Origin of the sequence: Campylobacter sp. JMF_08 NE1 (assembly GCF_027737875.1) — a bacterium.
Lineage (GTDB): Bacteria > Campylobacterota > Campylobacteria > Campylobacterales > Campylobacteraceae > Campylobacter_B.
Genome location: NZ_JAOVUC010000002.1, coordinates 177,784 through 193,629, shown reverse-complemented (window position 1 = coordinate 193,629; position 15,846 = coordinate 177,784). Strand labels below are relative to the sequence as shown.

The following is a 15,846-nucleotide window of genomic DNA, read 5'->3' as shown; positions in this document are numbered from 1 at the left end:
CACTTTACTTGTTTGTTTGCTAAATTTTGAAATTTCAAAATTTGGTTTTGAGTGCAAAATTTGGCGGTTTCATAGCTAAATTTCTCCCTTAAAATTCTTGGAAATTTTGTAAAATTTTATGTTTGTTTTATGAGAAATTCTGTATAATTCACACGGTATAACGCAAAAATTTACTAATTTTGCTTATAAACAATACAAAATTTAGATAAATTATACAGATTAATGTATAATTAATCCTAAAACTTGTATAATTTTGGCATGTTAGAAACGAGCGATATATTCAATATTTTGCATAATGCCGTCGAGGCAAAAAATATGGGCAAAAAGATTTCTCACGCTGTAATGGCGAAAAAGCTTGGCGTGTCGATGAGGACATACCAGGATTGGCGCCTTGGCACGACCAAACCGCAGGCAGCGACTGCGATTTGTCAAATGCTCTGCGAGCTCGATAGCGATGAGGCGTCTTTTGTGCTACATAAAATAAAAAAATTATTAGGAGACTGATATGTATAAGATTACATTGCAAGAAAAAATGGATTTACAAAGCGTATTTTGTGCAATTTATGCAAAAAAAGAATCGAAATTTTGTGCATTTTATCGCGCGTTTTTTAGACGAATTTTGGCTAGATAATTTTCGTTAAATTTTATTTTTAGATACTGCCGCGGCTGAATTCAAATAGCCAAAATTCAGCCAAATTTCAAATTTTACACATTTTATCATTAATTAAATATGCAATTTTTCCCAATTTGTCAGAAAATTTGCCTAATTTGTCATTGCGAGCCTTCATAGAAAGAGAAGCAATCTACGAGTTTAAAATTCCGAAGTGTCAGTTTGCAAAAACACAAACCTTAAATTTTAAGTTCATAGACTGCTTTGCTAAGGCTTTACCTTTCTTTGCAATGATAAATCAAGTAAAGCCAAAATTTCAATAATTCAAATCAAAAAATTTTCAAATTTTCTCGTAAATTTTCCAAATTTTAGCCCATTTTAAGGGGGGGGGGATACAATATAAACTTTATTTTTTTTACAAAGGGCGGAAAATGATTGATAGCGTGGTTGCAAGCGAGCTGTTTATAAACGAGGATATTTTGACATTTTGGGCGGGCAGAAACAAAGAAATTTGCGATATGTGCGTGGCAAACGAAAATTTCGATCGTATCAAACGCTACAATATTTCGTTATCGAATCTCAAAGTCGATACTTTCAGAGCTGGCCATGTGCTTTTTGGCGATGTGGGCGATATATTTTTGAAATTCAGCGCGGGGCGCATTAGGTTTTACGGCGACAAGGCTCCGAGGCTGTATCAGGGCGTGTGCCATACCAAAACCAGAATCGGGCGAAAAGATGTGGAGTTTCACTTCGTCTATGCCTCAGCTTACGACGCTAGCGACAATCTCATCGAGGTTTTGCACATCGCAAACGACAAAGAGACTATGTTTTGCCTCGTCGATATCATGCTAAATGGCCAAGATTTCAGCGTCGATGAATACCATGCGCCGACTAAGATCGACCTTGACGCTGACCACACTAGAAGGGTTGCGAGCGTAGATGTGCGAAACCAGCAGTGGAACATAAATGCCGCCAAAACCGTCGAAAAAGCAAAAAACGAAAATTTAGATAGCGAGATGATTAAACGCTCTAAATTTGAGGTTGCGGGGCAGATTTCGACACTGCTAGAAAAGCACAAAGAGACGCTGAAAAATATCACAAATAGAAGTGGCGAGAATTTTTACGATTTGTATGCGAAATTTAGCGTTTATGACGATTTTTTGAAAATCGAGAGCTACAAAAGCGCGCTTGGCGATATCCAAACAATCCTAAATAAAATTTATAAAATCAAATTTGACAGGCTTTTAGACTGAAATTCGGGTCAAATTTGGCTTTTTGTTTGAAATTTGCGTGAAATTTTATGATAAATTTTACTTAAAATTTTACGCAAAATTTCAAGTAAAATTTGGGCTTGAATTTTAAAAATTTTTGTCATTGCGAGCTTTCGTAGAAAGCGAAGCAATCTACGAGTTTGAATTACCAAAACGCAAATTTCTTGTCATTGCGAGGAGCTGTTTTGGTGCCCATAAAGAAATCTAGTAAATTTTAAATTCAAAATTCCGCATAAATTTAGCGTTGAGCGATTTTTCGAATTTTGGCTAAATTTTATATTTTTGCAAAAATACTGCGCCGAAATTTTGCGCTACTAGATTGCTTCGCTCCGTTTGTAGTGACTGCAAATTTACTGACCTTAAATTTTATATTCGTAGATTGCCACGGCGACTGCGTCGCCTCGCAATGACACTGGCGAGCGAAATTTGGTTGATTTGTCATTGCGAGCGAGCGAAGCGAGCGTGGCAATCCAGAAAAATTTTTTCATCTCTGATTTGTCATTGCGAGCTTTCGTAGAAAGCGAAGCAATCCAGTAAAATTTAGTGAGAACTTAAAATGTGCGAATTTAAATTGATTTAAATTTCCCTGGATTGCTTCGGCGATACTCGCCCGCAATGACAGCGATTTTAGGGCAATGAATTTTGCGTTTGTGGATTGCTTCGGCGATACTCGCCTCGCAATGACAAATCAAGTAAATTCGAAAATTTCAATAATACAAATCAAAAAATTTTAAAATTCCGCAAATTTCACGCCAAATTTCACTCGCCAGAGAAATCCTCTGCTACCATTGCGGCTAGGCGGAGTTTTTCATTATCGAAATGCGTGTAAATGCGCGAGGTATTCAGGCTCGCATGCCCTAGGGCTTCTTGGACTAGCACCAAATCTTTTTCGCGTTTGTAAAGCATGGTCGCGAAGGTGTGGCGTAGCATGTGCGCGCCGTTTTTTTTCTTGCGAATTCCTACGCTTAAAAGCAGTTTTTCTACGATTCTGCTGATATAAGCCTGAGTGAGCGCCGAGCCTTTTTTGTTGGTAAAGACATAATCATCTTTGTTTGCAAAATTCGTTTCCAATGCGTCCAAATCGCCCTGGATAAGGCGCTTTTTTATCATTACGACGCGGTATTTATTTCCCTTGCCTCGTATCCGCAATACATACAAATCTCCGTCCTCGCTGATATCTTTGCGGCGCAGGTTTATCGCCTCTCCGACGCGGATTCCCGTGTAGATAATCACCTTTAAAATCAATCTATTTCTATGGGTAAATTTCTTAAAATCCGCGCTATTTATCGCGCCGATAAATTTTGAAATTTCATCTTCGCTTAAAAACTCAGGCAGTTTCACGCCACGATTTCCACTCACACCGCCCCAGCTTTTAAGCTCTATTCCGTAGTTGTGCGAGGCGCCATTAGTTTCGTTTTGGCGGTCGATGAAGCCAAAAAAGTTTATCACGGCGATTCGGTAGTTTTTTTTGCTCGCATCGCTTAGCCCTCCCGTGATAGAGGCCAAAACCTCGCTTAAAAGCTCTTCGTCGATATTTTTCATACTTTCTAGCTCGTAGGATAAAAGCGCGTTATAGAGCTTAAAAAGCGGGTTGAAATATGTATTAATGCCAGTCAGCCCTGCGTTTCTAGCGTCTTTGGCTAGTGCTGAGAGAGCCTCTATATTTGGGACATTTTTGGCTAGTGCCATTATGGTTTTGCTAAACAGCTCCTCGTTTTTAAGCTCTTTGTTTGAAAGCGAGCTTAGCTTATATCTGACGAATTTGGCCATCCAAAAAAGTAGCGAAGAGGCGAAATTTTCTTTGGCGTCTAAGGGTTGTTTCATTTCTCGTCCTTAAATATCACAAACGGCAACATTAGCGTGTTTTTGATGAGATTATATGGGGTTTTTAAAACATCTGTGGTAACGGCTGTGGAGTAGGTCGGCTTGCTCATAGTGCCTCGGATTTCGATGATAGTCGAGATTGTCTTATCCTCGCCCAAAATTATTTGATTTAAAAGCGGGATTTTCGAGATTATCGAGCTTGCGTCTTTGAGATATTTCAGCTCCAAATCAATATTTAGCGCGCCTGATTTTAGATTTACTTCGCCGTTTCCTGCGATATCTGCGCTCGTGCCCTCAAACTGCATTGCGTTTAGATAGATTTTATCCTCGCTGCGACGGAAGTAAATTTTGCCGTTTTTCACGCTAAATCCGCGGTCATTAAAATCCGGCGTTTTGAAAGCCAGAAGCGAAGGGACGGAGTTTAGGAAGCTAAGGAGTTTTTGATAGACGATATAATCTTTCAAAAATGTATTTTCGACTAAAATTTCGCCTCGATAGTTTCTCGGATCGATTCCGCTGGCTTTGAGCGTGAAATTTCCGCTATCGAAGCTTTGCGAGCCGATGATTTGATTTAGCTCCCTGCCACTGATATTTTGCGCGAAAATTTGAAATAGGCTTTTTTTGAAAATTAGCTTAAAATCGCCTTGCTTGAATTTCGCATTTAGGCTCATATCCTTGCCAGAAAGCGAGCCCGAATACGACACCAAGTCGATAGTTTTGTTCATATCTGTTAAAATCACAGACGAATTTGTGCCAGAAAAGTTAAATTTCGAGCGCGCAGAATTTGAGCCTGAGTTAAATTCGCTGGTTTGGACGCTAGTATTTATCATGATATCGAGGTCTTTGAGCGTGATATTTGTGCCAGCCTTGCCACTGCTAAAACTTAGTTTGCCATTGCCCGTAGCGCCATTTAGCGAGCTTCCTGCGACCTTTAAATTTAGGCTATCGCTATTGTAATACCTGCCATTTTTTTCTATCAAACCAAAGTCAAATTTTAAATTTTTGCTAGTGATTGTGAAATTTAAAAAATCAGCCGTGCTAATGTGCGCATCACCGCCCGTGATTCCGATAGTTTTGAGGGTTTTGGAAAAATTTATTAGATCTTTTATCTCGGCCACATTTATGTCAATTTTATCGCCAAATCTCATATCTGCACCTAAAAACTGCGAGTGCAAAATCGGCGCAGTCCCGCTAAAATCGAGCGTGAGATTGTCTTTGACATTTGAGAATTTTAAAATTTCATTATCCCCAGCCGTGATATTAAAGCTTTTTATCTCTCCGCTAAATTTAGCCTTTCGCGTGGTAAAATCGATACTCCCGTCTGCTGTGGCGTTGAAAATTTCATTGCTTAGATTTGAGTTTTTGATATCAAGCTTTTTCTCTGTGATATGCACGCTAGCGTGGCTACTTTTAAATTTCGCTTTTGAAATCATAATTTCGCCGTTTTTTAGGCTCACATTTGCATCCAGGGCTGCGCTTTCATGCACTGGGTCGATGTCGATTAGCACTCGTGCGTCGATTTGCTCGGCCTTGCTGACATACACTGGCTCATTTATGCCATAAAACGCCAAAATATCAATCAAATCCTTGCCGATATTTTCTTTGGTGCGCAAATCCAGCGCGACAATCGGCTCTCCGCTAAAAATTTGCTTGATTTTCACCCCAGAGCCATCAAGGCTAATGCCATTAAAGGTCGGATTGCCGATAGCGATATCTAGCGTGCCATCTTCTAGCGTGATATCAGCGCAATCAGCCAAAACTGGCGAAACGGTGTTAGCGAAGCTCACATTTAAATCCTGCGCGCTAGCTCTTGCGAAAATGCGCTTCTCATCGGCGTGGGGATCGTCTAAATCAATGGCGATTTTTAGGGTGTCGATGTAGTATTTCTGCGCTACGACCAGCCCGTAAATCCACTCTTTGGCGTGAGGATTGAGGCCTGTGAGCGCGCCAAGCTCGTCCATAAAGCGTTTTAGGCTCGTGGCGTGGGCGTTTGAAACCTCTAAATTTAAATTCGAGCCTATATTTAGCGCAGAAATTTCGCCTGAGATTTCATGCGAAGCAAATGTGCCGTTAAAATCATAAATGCTAGATTTGAAATTCGCGCTAGCCTCGCCTTTAAGCGTGGCGTTGAAATCTTTGAGTGAGATTTCATTTACGCTCACTTTTAGTCCGTTGCTAAGCTGGCTAAGGCCTGCGTTTATGCGAAAATAGCGAGTGTCGATAAAAAATATATCATCGTGGTATAAAACCTCGATTTTATCCTCGCCAATGCGCAAATTTTGGATATTAATTTCCTCGAAAAATTTCATCGCAAGGGTAAATTTCTTGCTATATTCGATGAGTTTTTCGTTTTTTTCTCTAAGCTCGGCCGGGGTTTTTGGCGTAGGATTTGCGCTTGTAAGCTCTTTTTTGTTGATTTGCAGATCTTTTACACGCAAGATTAGATTGTTTTCAAGCTTTAAAAAAAATCCCTCGATTTTGACGAATTTATTCTCAAATTTATCGATTTTTACCCCTATTTTTATAAAGATAATTCCACTCATAAAAAGTAAAAGCAAAATGGTAAAAAATCCGTAGATTATCTTTCGTATCACACGCTCTCCAAACTGTTGGCTAAATAAATTTGTGCGTATAATATAAAATTTAGGCAAAATTTGGGCTTATTTTCGTATAATTTCGCAAAATTTGATTAAGGAAAATTATGCAATCTTTGGGCAGGCTTATCCGTTTTTTATCTTTTGTAGTTGAAATTTTACTAATTTTCGTAGCAGTTATTTTCTGGGATTTTCACCAAAGCGCGCAAAACCCAAAAATCGTCGCAGTAGGCCAAGGAAGCGCGGTAAAAATCCTATCATCGCTGGGGACTGGGGCGAGATTTGGCAAGACTCACGCTAGACTTCTCTCGCTTTATGGTGGCGCAAAAACCGGTGAATTGGAGCTTAGCGCGGAAAATTTACCAAAATATAGATTTTTATACGAGCTAGCTCACGCAAAGCCTGTGATGAACGAAATCAAGCTGATTCCTGGCGAGACCACGATAGTATTTTTGCAAAATTTAGCCAAATCCCGTGCGTTAAGCTTTGAAATTTTAGAGAGCGAATACAACGCAACTGCGCCGTTTTATGAGGGATTTTTGGTGCCTGAAACCTATAAAATCAATAAAAACGAAAACGAAAAAAATATCATTAAAATTTTAAGTGCGAGTGCGAATAAATTTCACGCCGAATTTAGAGAAAAACACTGCGCCGATTGCAACGATACAGCCTATAAAGAGGCGCTAATCAAGGCTTCGATTATCCAAAAAGAGGCCGCAAACGCTGATGAAATGCCAATCGTAGCCTCAGTGATTGAAAACCGCCTAAAAATTGGCATGCGACTTCAAATGGACGGCACGCTAAATTACGGGCTGTATTCGCACACTAGGGTTACGCCAGCGCGTATCCGCACCGATACTAGCCACTACAATACATACCTAAACGACGGCCTGCCACACGAGCCTGTGTGTGTGGTCTCGCCAAACGCGATAAAAGCGGTCTTTGCGCCAGCAAGCACTGAATTTTTATATTTCATGCGAAATAAAAAAACAGGCTTGCATGATTTTGCCAAAACACAGGCCGAGCACGAGCGCAATGTCAGAGCCGCGCGAAGCGCAAAATAACAAAAAGGAGAGATTATGGCGATTTACTACACTTACACGGACGAATCCCCAGCCATAGCCACACACTCGCTACTACCGATAATTAAAGCGTTTTTACGCTCGGAAAATATCGAGGTAAAAATGGCTGATATTTCGCTTGCTAGCAGGGTTTTGGCGAATTTTAGCGAGTATTTGAGCGAGGCGCAAAAAACTAGCGATGATTTGGCGTTTTTAGCAAATTTGACCAAAAGTAGCGATGCAAATATCATAAAACTGCCAAATATTTCAGCCTCGCTTCCACAGCTTAAAGCCTGCATTAGCGAGCTTCAAGCGAGGGGTTATGCTTTGCCAAACTACCCTGATAACGCGCAAAGCGACGAGGAAAAATCTATCAAAGCCCGCTATGCAAAGGTGCTAGGAAGCGCGGTAAATCCAGTCCTTCGCGAGGGCAACTCAGACAGACGCGCCGCAAAAAGCGTCAAAGACTACGCTAGGGCAAACCCTGTGTGGAGTGCCCAGTGGAGCGGGAGCGAGCAAACCTGCGTGGCAAGCATGAGCGGGGGCGATTTTTACGCTTCTGAGAAATCGAAAATTTTCGCTAATGGTGCAAATTTAAGCATAAATTTCACTTGCGCTAGTGGCGAGAAAACCTGCCTAAAAACCCTAAAAATCGAAGCTGGCGAGGTCGTAGATAGCGCGTTTATGAGCGTGAGTGAGCTTGATAATTTTATCGCCGCTAGCGCACAAAAAGCCAAGCAAAGCGGGCTTGTGTATAGCGCGCATTTGAAGGCTACGATGATGAAGGTAAGCGATCCTGTGATTTTCGGACGATTTGTGAGCGTGCTATTTAATGGGGTTTTCGCTGAATTTAAAGACGAGTTTAAAAGCCTTGGCATAAATGCAAACGACGGACTAAAAGGGGTCTTTGAAAAAATAAAAAATTCGCCAAATTTCGCCCAAATAAAGGCTAAATTTGACGAAGCGTTTGCAAATTTGCCCGAAATTTATCATATCGACGAAAATACGACAAATTTCGATATGCCAAATTTGGTGATAATCGACGCCTCAATGCCTGCGATGATACGAAACGGCGGGAAGCTACGCACCAAAGATGGGCAAATGCGCGAAGCAATGGCGGCGATCCCTGATAGAAGCTACGCTAAAATTTACGAGGCGATGATTGAGGATTTGAGGGCGCATGGGTTTTTGGACCCTGGTAAAATCGGAGCCGTGGCAAATGTGGGATTAATGGCGCAAAAAGCCGAAGAATACGGCTCGCACGATAAGACCTTTATCATGGAAAATGATGGGCGTATCGAGGTTGTAAGCGAAAATGGCGAGGTGGTTTTTGCGTATGATTTGCAAAAAGGCGATATTTTTCGCATGACGCAAACCAAAGAAAAAGCGATTAAAAACTGGATAAATTTGGCGTTTTCGCGCGCTAAAATTAGTGGCGAGAGGCTGATTTTTTGGCTAGATGAGGCTAGGGCGCACGATAGAAATATAAAAGAAATTTTGCTAAGCCAAATCGCTCAAAATGCCGAATTTAAGGGCGCAAATTTTGAAATTTTAGATCCGTATAAAGCTGTAATTAAGACAAACGAGATTATCCGAAGCGGGCAAAATGTCATAAGCGCGACGGGAAATATTTTGCGCGATTATTTGACCGATTTATACCCGATTTTGGAGCTTGGAAGTAGCGCGAAAATGCTCTCAATCGTGCCACTTTTGGAGGGTGGAGCGATGTTTGAGACGGGTGCTGGTGGGACTGCGCCGGATTTGGTGGCTATGATGAGAGAGCAAAATCACCTTAGCTGGGATAGTTTGGGCGAGTTTATGGCGCTGTGTGAGGCGCTGGAATTTGTAGCGCAAAAAGAGCAAAACAAAAAAGCAAAAACCCTAGCAAATGCGCTAAATGCGGCTATTTTTAGGTATTTAAATGAAGCAAAATCCCCAAGCCGTGAAGTAGGGCAAAATGATATTCGCGCAAGCCACTATTTTTTGGCTAAATTTTGGGCGGAAGAATTGGCAAAATTCGAGCCAAAATTCGAGCAAATTTATGCAAAATTTAGCGAAAACGAGGCGGAAATTTTAGATGAATTAAACGCGGGGCAGGGCAAAGGCGTGGATTTTGGCGGATATTTTATGCTGGAATTTGACAAAATGCAAAAAATCATGCGCCCAAGCAAAATTTTAAACAAAATCATAGAGGAAATTTAATGAAAATAGCAATAATCGGAGCTGGAAATATCGGCGCAAATGTCGCAAACAATGTGATTGTAAATGAAAATTTAGCTGGGTTTTTCAGCGAAATCGCGCTTGTGGATATCGCAGAAAACATCGCGCGCGGTAAGGCGCTGGATTTGGCGCATTTAGCGAGCCTTTGCGAGTGCGATGTGAAAGTGTGCGCTGGAAGCGAGCCGGAGCTTTTAAAGAGCGCAGATATCGTCGTAATCACGGCTGGGCTTACGCGAAAAGCGGGGCAAAGCAGGGAAGATTTGCTTAAATCAAATGCCAAAATCGTGAGCGAGTGTGCGAGGAACACAGCCAAATTCGCCCCTAATGCGATAATCATCATCGTAACAAATCCGCTTGATTTAATGGTTTTGTGCGCGCAAAAAGCAAGCAATTTTGCCCCTAGTCGCGTTATCGGCATGGCTGGCGAGCTAGATAGCGCGAGGCTGAAATTTGAGATTGCGAAATTTAGCGGGGATAAAATTTCTGCTCTAAATGCCCCAGTGGTAGGCACTCACAACGATGAAATGGTGATTTTAAAGGACGAGATAAACGCTAAAATTTCAGCTACTGATTTAAACACTGCCTCGCAAAATACCCTAAATAGCGGTAAAAGCGTCGTTAGCCTGCTTGGCACTTCGGCGTATTTCGCCCCTGCTGGCGGGATCGTAAAAATCATAAAAAGCATAATCGCAGATGATAACAAAATCCTAATTTGCTCGGTAGTCGATGAAAACGGCGTGCCATTTGGCAGGTTTGTGCGCATCGGCAAAAACGGTGCGACACCCCTAGAATTCGAGTATCCGTTGGAATTTAAGAAAAAATATAACAAAATGGGGCAAAGTATAAGAGAGCTTGAATTTTAAATTCGCGGCAAATTTGCAAAAAACGCAAATTTGCCTAAATTTCAAAACGCCCTTACTATCATTTTGCGATACTGGCTAAGCTTTTTTTCATCGCTGTTTTGCATAAATTCTTTAATGTAAGCTAGCAAATTTTCCTTTGTATGGGTCGGCAAACCCTGCGGCGGCTAAATTTCGAATCTGCTCGGCGCTTTTGTCGTAGAAATTATCTATTCTAGCGTATCCGCCGATACTTTCCATGCTTGGGACATATTTGTGAAGCAGTTCAGCGACTCTCATTAGCGTATCGTAACTAGCCGCAAAGCCGTCTGCGCCCTGCAAAAATATCCGTTTTGGTGCGCCAAAAACGCTTGGGATTTCTTTGATATCAGCTTCGATTTCGCCAAGTGGCGAAGTTTGAAATTTTTGATCCTTAAAATATGTGCAAAACAGGCAGTGGTTGTGCGAGCAGCCAATCGTAGTTTGCAAATACCCGTCTGCACTCTCGTATGGTGGGCGGTTTATTCCACTTGCAAAATTCATTTTATCTCCTTTATAAACTTCCGCTGATTGAGACTCTGCTTAAATTTTTCTCGCCGATAGTTTTGATTGCAAAGTCGAGTTTGCTTAGCATTTTTTCTTTGTGAGTGTTAAGCATGCCGTCAATTCTCACGCTATCAAACGGATGCAGTGCCCAAAAATATGTGCCTTCAAGCTCCAAATTTGCGATAAACTCGCGCTCTTCTTCTAAAATTTCTTTTTCGCTAGCTGGGATAAATTCTGCGTTTAAAATTTGCTCATTTAGCTTCGTGTTCTTAAACGCAGTCATTGTGTTTAGTAAAATTTTGCTTGGTTTGATTTCGTTTTCTAACCTCGCCATTGCCCGTGCAGACTCGCTTGCCATGCCACGCCCAGCCGTGCCAAGCATAAGCAAATCACAATGCGAAATGCCGATTTTATTTAGCCTTAGGCACTGAGTTTTGCTATCATCTGCGTCGTAACCTTTGCCTAAATTTCGCATTGCGGCGTTAAGACCGCTTTCTATGCCGATGTATAAATCATCTACGCCAGCCTCTTTTAGCGCGATTAATTCCTCATCGCTTTTGGTGGCGATGTTTTGGGTCCTAGCATACATTGTGATAGTTTTGATATTTGGCAAATATTTTTTGATTAGCTCGATTCGCGCTAAAAGTTTTTTCGTTCCTAGCGCAAATGGATCGCCACCTACTAGGTAAATTCGCGTCGCTTCCCTCGCGTAAGAGCCGTGAAATTTGGTGATTTCGGATAGAAATTCATCGACTTCTGAAAGGCTTAGCATACGAAATTTCACATTTGCATACATATTGCAATACGAGCAAGAGTTGTGCGAACAGCCCTCAGTAATGGGGAGTAAAAGGGTGTTTGCCTCCACTGGTGGGCGGTAAATTGTGCCGTTGTAGTTCATTTTTTCTCCTTATTTTTAAAATTCGATATTTTTATGATTTTAGAAATATAAATTTAAAAAAAGTAAAATTTGAAAATTTATAAAATTTGGGTTACAACTCTTTGATTATATAGCTAGCTAGCTCTTTTATCGTCTCTTCGTTTCTACGATAATATGTCCATTTGCCGTGTCTTTCGCAGAGCAAAAGCCCAGCTCTTTGGAGCATATCGAGGTAGTTTGACACGGTAGAGGGCGACAGACCTGCCTTTTCTTGGATACTGCTGACACACACGCCGCCTTTTAGATCGACTACTTCGCCAAGCGAACTGCCTTGTGGTGGGAAATTCGCGTCAGGGTTTTTGAGCCAGTTAAGGATATTTAGTCTAGTTTCGTTGTTTAGTGCTTTGCAAATTTCAATTACATCAATTTTCATTTTTTACCTTTTTTAAAATTGCGAGATTTTATCATACATTTCGATAATTGTCAATATATCAAAATATCTCAAATTTTAAAATTTTATTCTTCTGGGTTGATTTCGACTATTTTATTTAGGACATATTGTTCTAAATCTCGTTTGGCGATATCGTTTTTAAGGGCTTCGTTGTAGATTTTTTCGACAGGTTTGGAGTATTTTTCGTATGGAAAATACAAAAAGTGATTTGCCCAAGCTTTTTGGATTAAATTTTTAGTGATTTCCTTGCGCCCCCATGCCTTAAAGCAGTCAAATCCGATAAAGACAGCAGAGGTCAGCAAAATGGTAAAAAGTATGGAAAAGTGAAAGTCGATTTTGGTAAAAAGCAGGTGAGTAATGCCTATGGCAAACATCACGAAAACAAAGGCAAATGTCCCAAAAATCGCATACGAGCGACCATAATTAAATCTGAAATTTAGCTTAGCGGGATCTACTAGCATACCGTCGTTAAACTCAGCGTTTGCTTCTAACAAATCGCGAAAAAGCACAGGTTTATCCGAGATATGAAACATAATATTTAAAATTTTGTCTTTGCAGTTTTTATTCATCTTTTTTCCTTGTCAAATTTGGCGCCATTATATCTGAATTTTAATTTTTATAAGATAAAATCACCTTTTAAATTTAAGGAGAGCGTAATGTTTGAAATAGCTAATATGAATAACGATGATTTTGTCTATATCAATGGCGAAATCGTGCGTGCCAAAGACGCTGCGATAAGCCCATTTGACCGCGGTTTCATGCTAGGAGACGGCATTTATGAGGCAGCACCTGTGGTAAATGGCAAAATTTGCGATAAAGCCGATTTCTGGGAGAGATTTGAAAATTCTGTCGCACAAATCGAGCTTAAAATCCCATATACTCACGAAGAATACGAGGCGTTTTTAAACGAAGTCATCGCCAAAAATGGCGTCAAAGAGGGCGTGGTTTATACGCAAATCACGCGTGGTGCGGCGTTTAGGGACTTCGACTATACCGATACGAAGCCGACTGTGTTTGCCTATGCCTTTTCAAAAGTGATTTTCGATAATCCTCTTGGCACCAAAGGTATCGAAATCGTAAGCCTGCCTGAGATTCGCTGGCATAGACGCGATATCAAATCAATCTCGCTTTTAGCGCAGTGTATCTCAAAGCACCTAGCGCATAAGGCTGGGGCTTTCGAGTGCTTTTTGGTAGAAGACGGCTTGGTGACTGAGTGTTCGAGTTCGAGTGCGTTTATCATAAAAGACGGCGTTTTGATTACCAGGCCGCTATCGCACGACATTTTGCCGGGCATTAGACGCAAGGTGATTTTGGGCTTTGCGGGCGAGCTTGGGCTAAAAGTCGAGCAAAGGGCGTTTAGCATGGAGGAAGTCTATGGCGCGGACGAGGTTTTCATCAGCGCAGCTTCTTTGATGGCGATCCCTGTCATCAAAGCTGACGGCAAGCCGATAAATGGCGGCAAAATCGGCAAATTTACCCCGCTAATTCGCGAGCGCTACGCCAAACACCTAAAAGAACAAGCTGGGCTTTTATAATTTTGCTTTGAAATTTTGCTCGAATTTTATTTAAATTCGGGCAAAATTTGGCAAATTTAATCAAATTTTTAAAATTCAAAATTCTAAAATTTCGCTTCGCAATCCAGAAACACTGCGCCTGAAATTTTGATTTTTGATTTTGTTTGATTTGGCATGGCAGAAATTCTTGTTTGGTATATCGGCAAGCAAGTATCTCCGCTCTATGGCGCTTAAAATTTGGATTTCAAGGAAAAACTGTGTTAGATATTGTAAAGATGATTTTAGGCTATATAATCCCATACGAATTATTTTTATATATGCCGTTTCAGGTTATTTTATTTGTTTTTTTCACATGGTTTTTGATGATAATTTCATTGTTTGGAATTTTAATTTCTGCATTTTTTAAACGAGTTGCATACAAAAAAATACTCATAAAGTTATTAAAAATTACCATGCTTTTTATGTGGTTAAGTTTTATAATTTCATATTGCTATTATTGTGGCTATGTCGCTAGTTACGGAATATCGCAAGTTCATATTTATAAACCTGTTTTTTATCTATTTGGAATTGTAATAGTGAATATTTTAGTTTATTTATATATGATATCAACGAAATAGTAAAAGAAGCTATTTTATGGTGGGTATCCTTGCCCACCATAAAGATTAAAAACAATAAATCTAATGCAAAATTTCACAAAATTTGATTATAAATTTTAAAAAATTCATTTTCTTCGTAAAATTTCACCACGGCTTTGTCGATTTTGACTATGCGCGAAAGGTAGGCGTAAAGACCTTCTTTGCGCGTGTAGAGGATTTTTAAGCCGTCTAGGCTCGTGGCGCGTGAGAGCGCGACATAGAGTTGGCCGTTGGCAAAAATCCTATCGATATCGCAGGCTAGGTTTTCGATACTCATGCCCTGGGATTTGTGGATTGTGATCGCGTAGGCGAGTTTTAGCGGGAATTGATAATACCGCGCGATTAAAAAATCGCTCGCCTCGTCCTCGTCCGCTCTAATCTCGCTGTAATCATACCCCGCGCGCTCGACTCGCACGAAGGCGCCTGATTTTTTGCGCACTACGATAGATTCAATTTCGCCAAAGCCGTTTAGCTCGATATTTTCTACCACGCCACTTTCGCCGTTGTAAAACTCGCCTGTTTTATTCATCGTAAAAAGCACTTTTGCGCCGACTTTTAGGCGCAGGGATTGGCTTAAATTTAGCGAATTTAGCCATTTTGAAATTTTATTATCATCGTAAGTGTTTTCGTGGATTTCACACAGCCCCTCGCACAGATACAGCTGCGAATCTAGCGCAGCTAGCTTAGCTTCGTTTATCGCATCGACCTCGGCATTTCGCCCAGAGATTATGGTCGCATTATCGTCTAAACTCTCACGCGGAGTGATTAAATTCGCCAAAAATTTGACTAAATTTTCGCTGATTTTGCCAAGCCTGATTTGCGATAAAATTTCATACAAACTCTCATCGTCCGTGCGCTTAGAACCTAGCATTTCTATGTAGAAAAACTTCATTTGCTCCCATGCGTGCGTGCCAAAGGCATACTCGCTCATACGCAAAAGCGAGCCTTGTTTGCCAGCACTTAGCTCGTCTTTTTTGACGACTGGTGGGAGTTGATAAAAATCGCCCGTTACTAGCAAATGACCGCTAAATTTGGACTTTACGAGGCGGTATTCAATCATCTCAAAGACATCAGCTCCGACCATTGAAATTTCATCAAGCACGATTAAATCAGTAATTGAGAGAATTTGGTTAAGTTCAGTTATTTTGGCTTTTTGCGAGCGGTCTAATTTTTTGAGCTCTTCAAAATTTTTACTAATGCCAAATTTAAAAAAACTATGCAAGGTTACACCGCCGATTTCTACGGCACTAATGCCGGTTGAGCCTAGCACAATGACGATTTTGCCGTGAGTGCGAAACTCTTCGATGACGCCTTTGACGACATAGCTTTTACCTACACCGCCACCGCCTGTGATAAATACATTTTGTGATTTGAGCTTTTGTGATACGAAATTAATCAAATTTT

14 protein-coding genes are annotated in these 15,846 nt (G+C 40.8%); 6 read left to right on the top strand and 8 right to left on the bottom strand.

Annotated elements, in window-relative coordinates:
- Positions 1-258 precede the first annotated feature (258 nt).
- Together OFN91_RS02915 and OFN91_RS02910 are read left to right on the top strand one after the other, a co-directional pair.
- Positions 259-504: an XRE family transcriptional regulator gene (locus tag OFN91_RS02915; protein ID WP_270859471.1), complete on the top strand. Its 246-nt coding sequence runs from the start codon at positions 259-261 to the stop codon at positions 502-504.
- A gap of 537 nt (positions 505-1,041) precedes the next feature.
- Entirely contained in the window at positions 1,042-1,863 is an 822-nt protein-coding gene (locus OFN91_RS02910; protein ID WP_270873209.1) for a hypothetical protein, read from the top strand.
- Between the two features lie 777 nt (positions 1,864-2,640).
- Here OFN91_RS02910 and OFN91_RS02905 read toward each other — a convergent pair.
- Together OFN91_RS02905 and OFN91_RS02900 are read right to left on the bottom strand one after the other, a co-directional pair.
- Complete coding sequence (locus OFN91_RS02905) at positions 2,641-3,705, bottom strand: tyrosine-type recombinase/integrase (protein ID WP_270873208.1); 1,065 nt, start codon at positions 3,703-3,705, stop codon at positions 2,641-2,643.
- Positions 3,702-6,299 carry a YhdP family protein gene (locus tag OFN91_RS02900; RefSeq protein ID WP_270873207.1) on the bottom strand — a complete coding sequence of 866 codons (2,598 nt, stop codon included), beginning with the start codon at positions 6,297-6,299 and terminating at the stop codon, positions 3,702-3,704. Before OFN91_RS02900 ends, OFN91_RS02905 begins: the two co-directional genes overlap by 4 nt.
- 107 nt (positions 6,300-6,406) lie before the next feature.
- On the opposite strand from OFN91_RS02900, the gene mltG reads away from it, so the two are divergent.
- The 3 genes from mltG to OFN91_RS02885 are packed head-to-tail and all read left to right on the top strand — an operon-like array spanning position 6,407 to position 10,443.
- Positions 6,407-7,363, top strand: a complete 957-nt coding sequence (gene mltG, locus OFN91_RS02895; protein ID WP_270873206.1) for an endolytic transglycosylase MltG — start codon at positions 6,407-6,409, stop codon at positions 7,361-7,363.
- Between the two features lie 15 nt (positions 7,364-7,378).
- Entirely contained in the window at positions 7,379-9,562 is a 2,184-nt protein-coding gene (locus OFN91_RS02890; protein WP_270873205.1) for an NADP-dependent isocitrate dehydrogenase, read from the top strand.
- Complete coding sequence (locus tag OFN91_RS02885; protein ID WP_270873204.1) at positions 9,562-10,443, top strand: lactate/malate family dehydrogenase; 882 nt, start codon at positions 9,562-9,564, stop codon at positions 10,441-10,443. The genes OFN91_RS02890 and OFN91_RS02885 overlap by 1 nt, the downstream gene beginning before the upstream one ends.
- Before the next feature lie 111 nt (positions 10,444-10,554).
- Here OFN91_RS02885 and OFN91_RS02880 read toward each other — a convergent pair whose 3' ends face one another.
- The 4 genes from OFN91_RS02880 to OFN91_RS02865 all read right to left on the bottom strand — a co-directional run bounded on the left by OFN91_RS02880 (position 10,555) and on the right by OFN91_RS02865 (position 12,862).
- Positions 10,555-10,962 (bottom strand): hypothetical protein, encoded by a 408-nt coding sequence (locus tag OFN91_RS02880; protein ID WP_270873203.1) that lies wholly within the window; start codon positions 10,960-10,962, stop codon positions 10,555-10,557.
- 10 nt (positions 10,963-10,972) lie between these two features.
- Positions 10,973-11,863 (bottom strand): radical SAM protein, encoded by an 891-nt coding sequence (locus tag OFN91_RS02875; RefSeq protein ID WP_270873202.1) that lies wholly within the window; start codon positions 11,861-11,863, stop codon positions 10,973-10,975.
- A 91-nt stretch (positions 11,864-11,954) separates the two neighbouring features.
- Entirely contained in the window at positions 11,955-12,275 is a 321-nt protein-coding gene (locus OFN91_RS02870) for an ArsR/SmtB family transcription factor (protein ID WP_270873201.1), read from the bottom strand.
- An 83-nt stretch (positions 12,276-12,358) separates the two neighbouring features.
- On the bottom strand, positions 12,359-12,862 hold the full coding sequence (locus OFN91_RS02865) for a hypothetical protein (RefSeq protein ID WP_270858980.1): 504 nt from the start codon (positions 12,860-12,862) through the stop codon (positions 12,359-12,361).
- An 87-nt stretch (positions 12,863-12,949) separates the two neighbouring features.
- Between OFN91_RS02865 and OFN91_RS02860 the strand changes: the two genes are divergently transcribed.
- A complete protein-coding gene (locus tag OFN91_RS02860) occupies positions 12,950-13,828 on the top strand; it encodes an aminotransferase class IV (RefSeq protein WP_270861801.1) in 879 nt (292 codons plus the stop codon).
- 75 nt (positions 13,829-13,903) lie between these two features.
- On the opposite strand, the gene OFN91_RS02855 is transcribed toward OFN91_RS02860, so the two are convergent.
- Both OFN91_RS02855 and OFN91_RS02850 read right to left on the bottom strand, forming a co-directional pair.
- Complete coding sequence (locus tag OFN91_RS02855; protein ID WP_270871917.1) at positions 13,904-14,107, bottom strand: hypothetical protein; 204 nt, start codon at positions 14,105-14,107, stop codon at positions 13,904-13,906.
- A gap of 390 nt (positions 14,108-14,497) precedes the next feature.
- On the bottom strand, positions 14,498-15,841 hold the full coding sequence (locus tag OFN91_RS02850) for an ATP-dependent DNA helicase (RefSeq protein ID WP_270873200.1): 1,344 nt from the start codon (positions 15,839-15,841) through the stop codon (positions 14,498-14,500).
- Positions 15,842-15,846: the final 5 nt, after the last annotated feature.

Bases quoted from the DNA above. Each gene is read 5' to 3' on its own strand.
- OFN91_RS02915 (WP_270859471.1), top strand. From the start codon at position 259: ATGTTAGAAACGAGCGATATATTCAATATTTTGCATAATGCCGTCGAG.
- OFN91_RS02910 (WP_270873209.1), top strand. From the start codon at position 1,042: ATGATTGATAGCGTGGTTGCAAGCGAGCTGTTTATAAACGAGGATATT.
- OFN91_RS02905 (WP_270873208.1), bottom strand. From the start codon at position 3,705: ATGAAACAACCCTTAGACGCCAAAGAAAATTTCGCCTCTTCGCTACTT.
- mltG (WP_270873206.1), top strand. From the start codon at position 6,407: ATGCAATCTTTGGGCAGGCTTATCCGTTTTTTATCTTTTGTAGTTGAA.
- OFN91_RS02890 (WP_270873205.1), top strand. From the start codon at position 7,379: ATGGCGATTTACTACACTTACACGGACGAATCCCCAGCCATAGCCACA.
- OFN91_RS02885 (WP_270873204.1), top strand. From the start codon at position 9,562: ATGAAAATAGCAATAATCGGAGCTGGAAATATCGGCGCAAATGTCGCA.
- OFN91_RS02880 (WP_270873203.1), bottom strand. From the start codon at position 10,962: ATGAATTTTGCAAGTGGAATAAACCGCCCACCATACGAGAGTGCAGAC.
- OFN91_RS02875 (WP_270873202.1), bottom strand. From the start codon at position 11,863: ATGAACTACAACGGCACAATTTACCGCCCACCAGTGGAGGCAAACACC.
- OFN91_RS02870 (WP_270873201.1), bottom strand. From the start codon at position 12,275: ATGAAAATTGATGTAATTGAAATTTGCAAAGCACTAAACAACGAAACT.
- OFN91_RS02865 (WP_270858980.1), bottom strand. From the start codon at position 12,862: ATGAATAAAAACTGCAAAGACAAAATTTTAAATATTATGTTTCATATC.
- OFN91_RS02860 (WP_270861801.1), top strand. From the start codon at position 12,950: ATGTTTGAAATAGCTAATATGAATAACGATGATTTTGTCTATATCAAT.
- OFN91_RS02855 (WP_270871917.1), bottom strand. From the start codon at position 14,107: ATGGGATTATATAGCCTAAAATCATCTTTACAATATCTAACACAGTTT.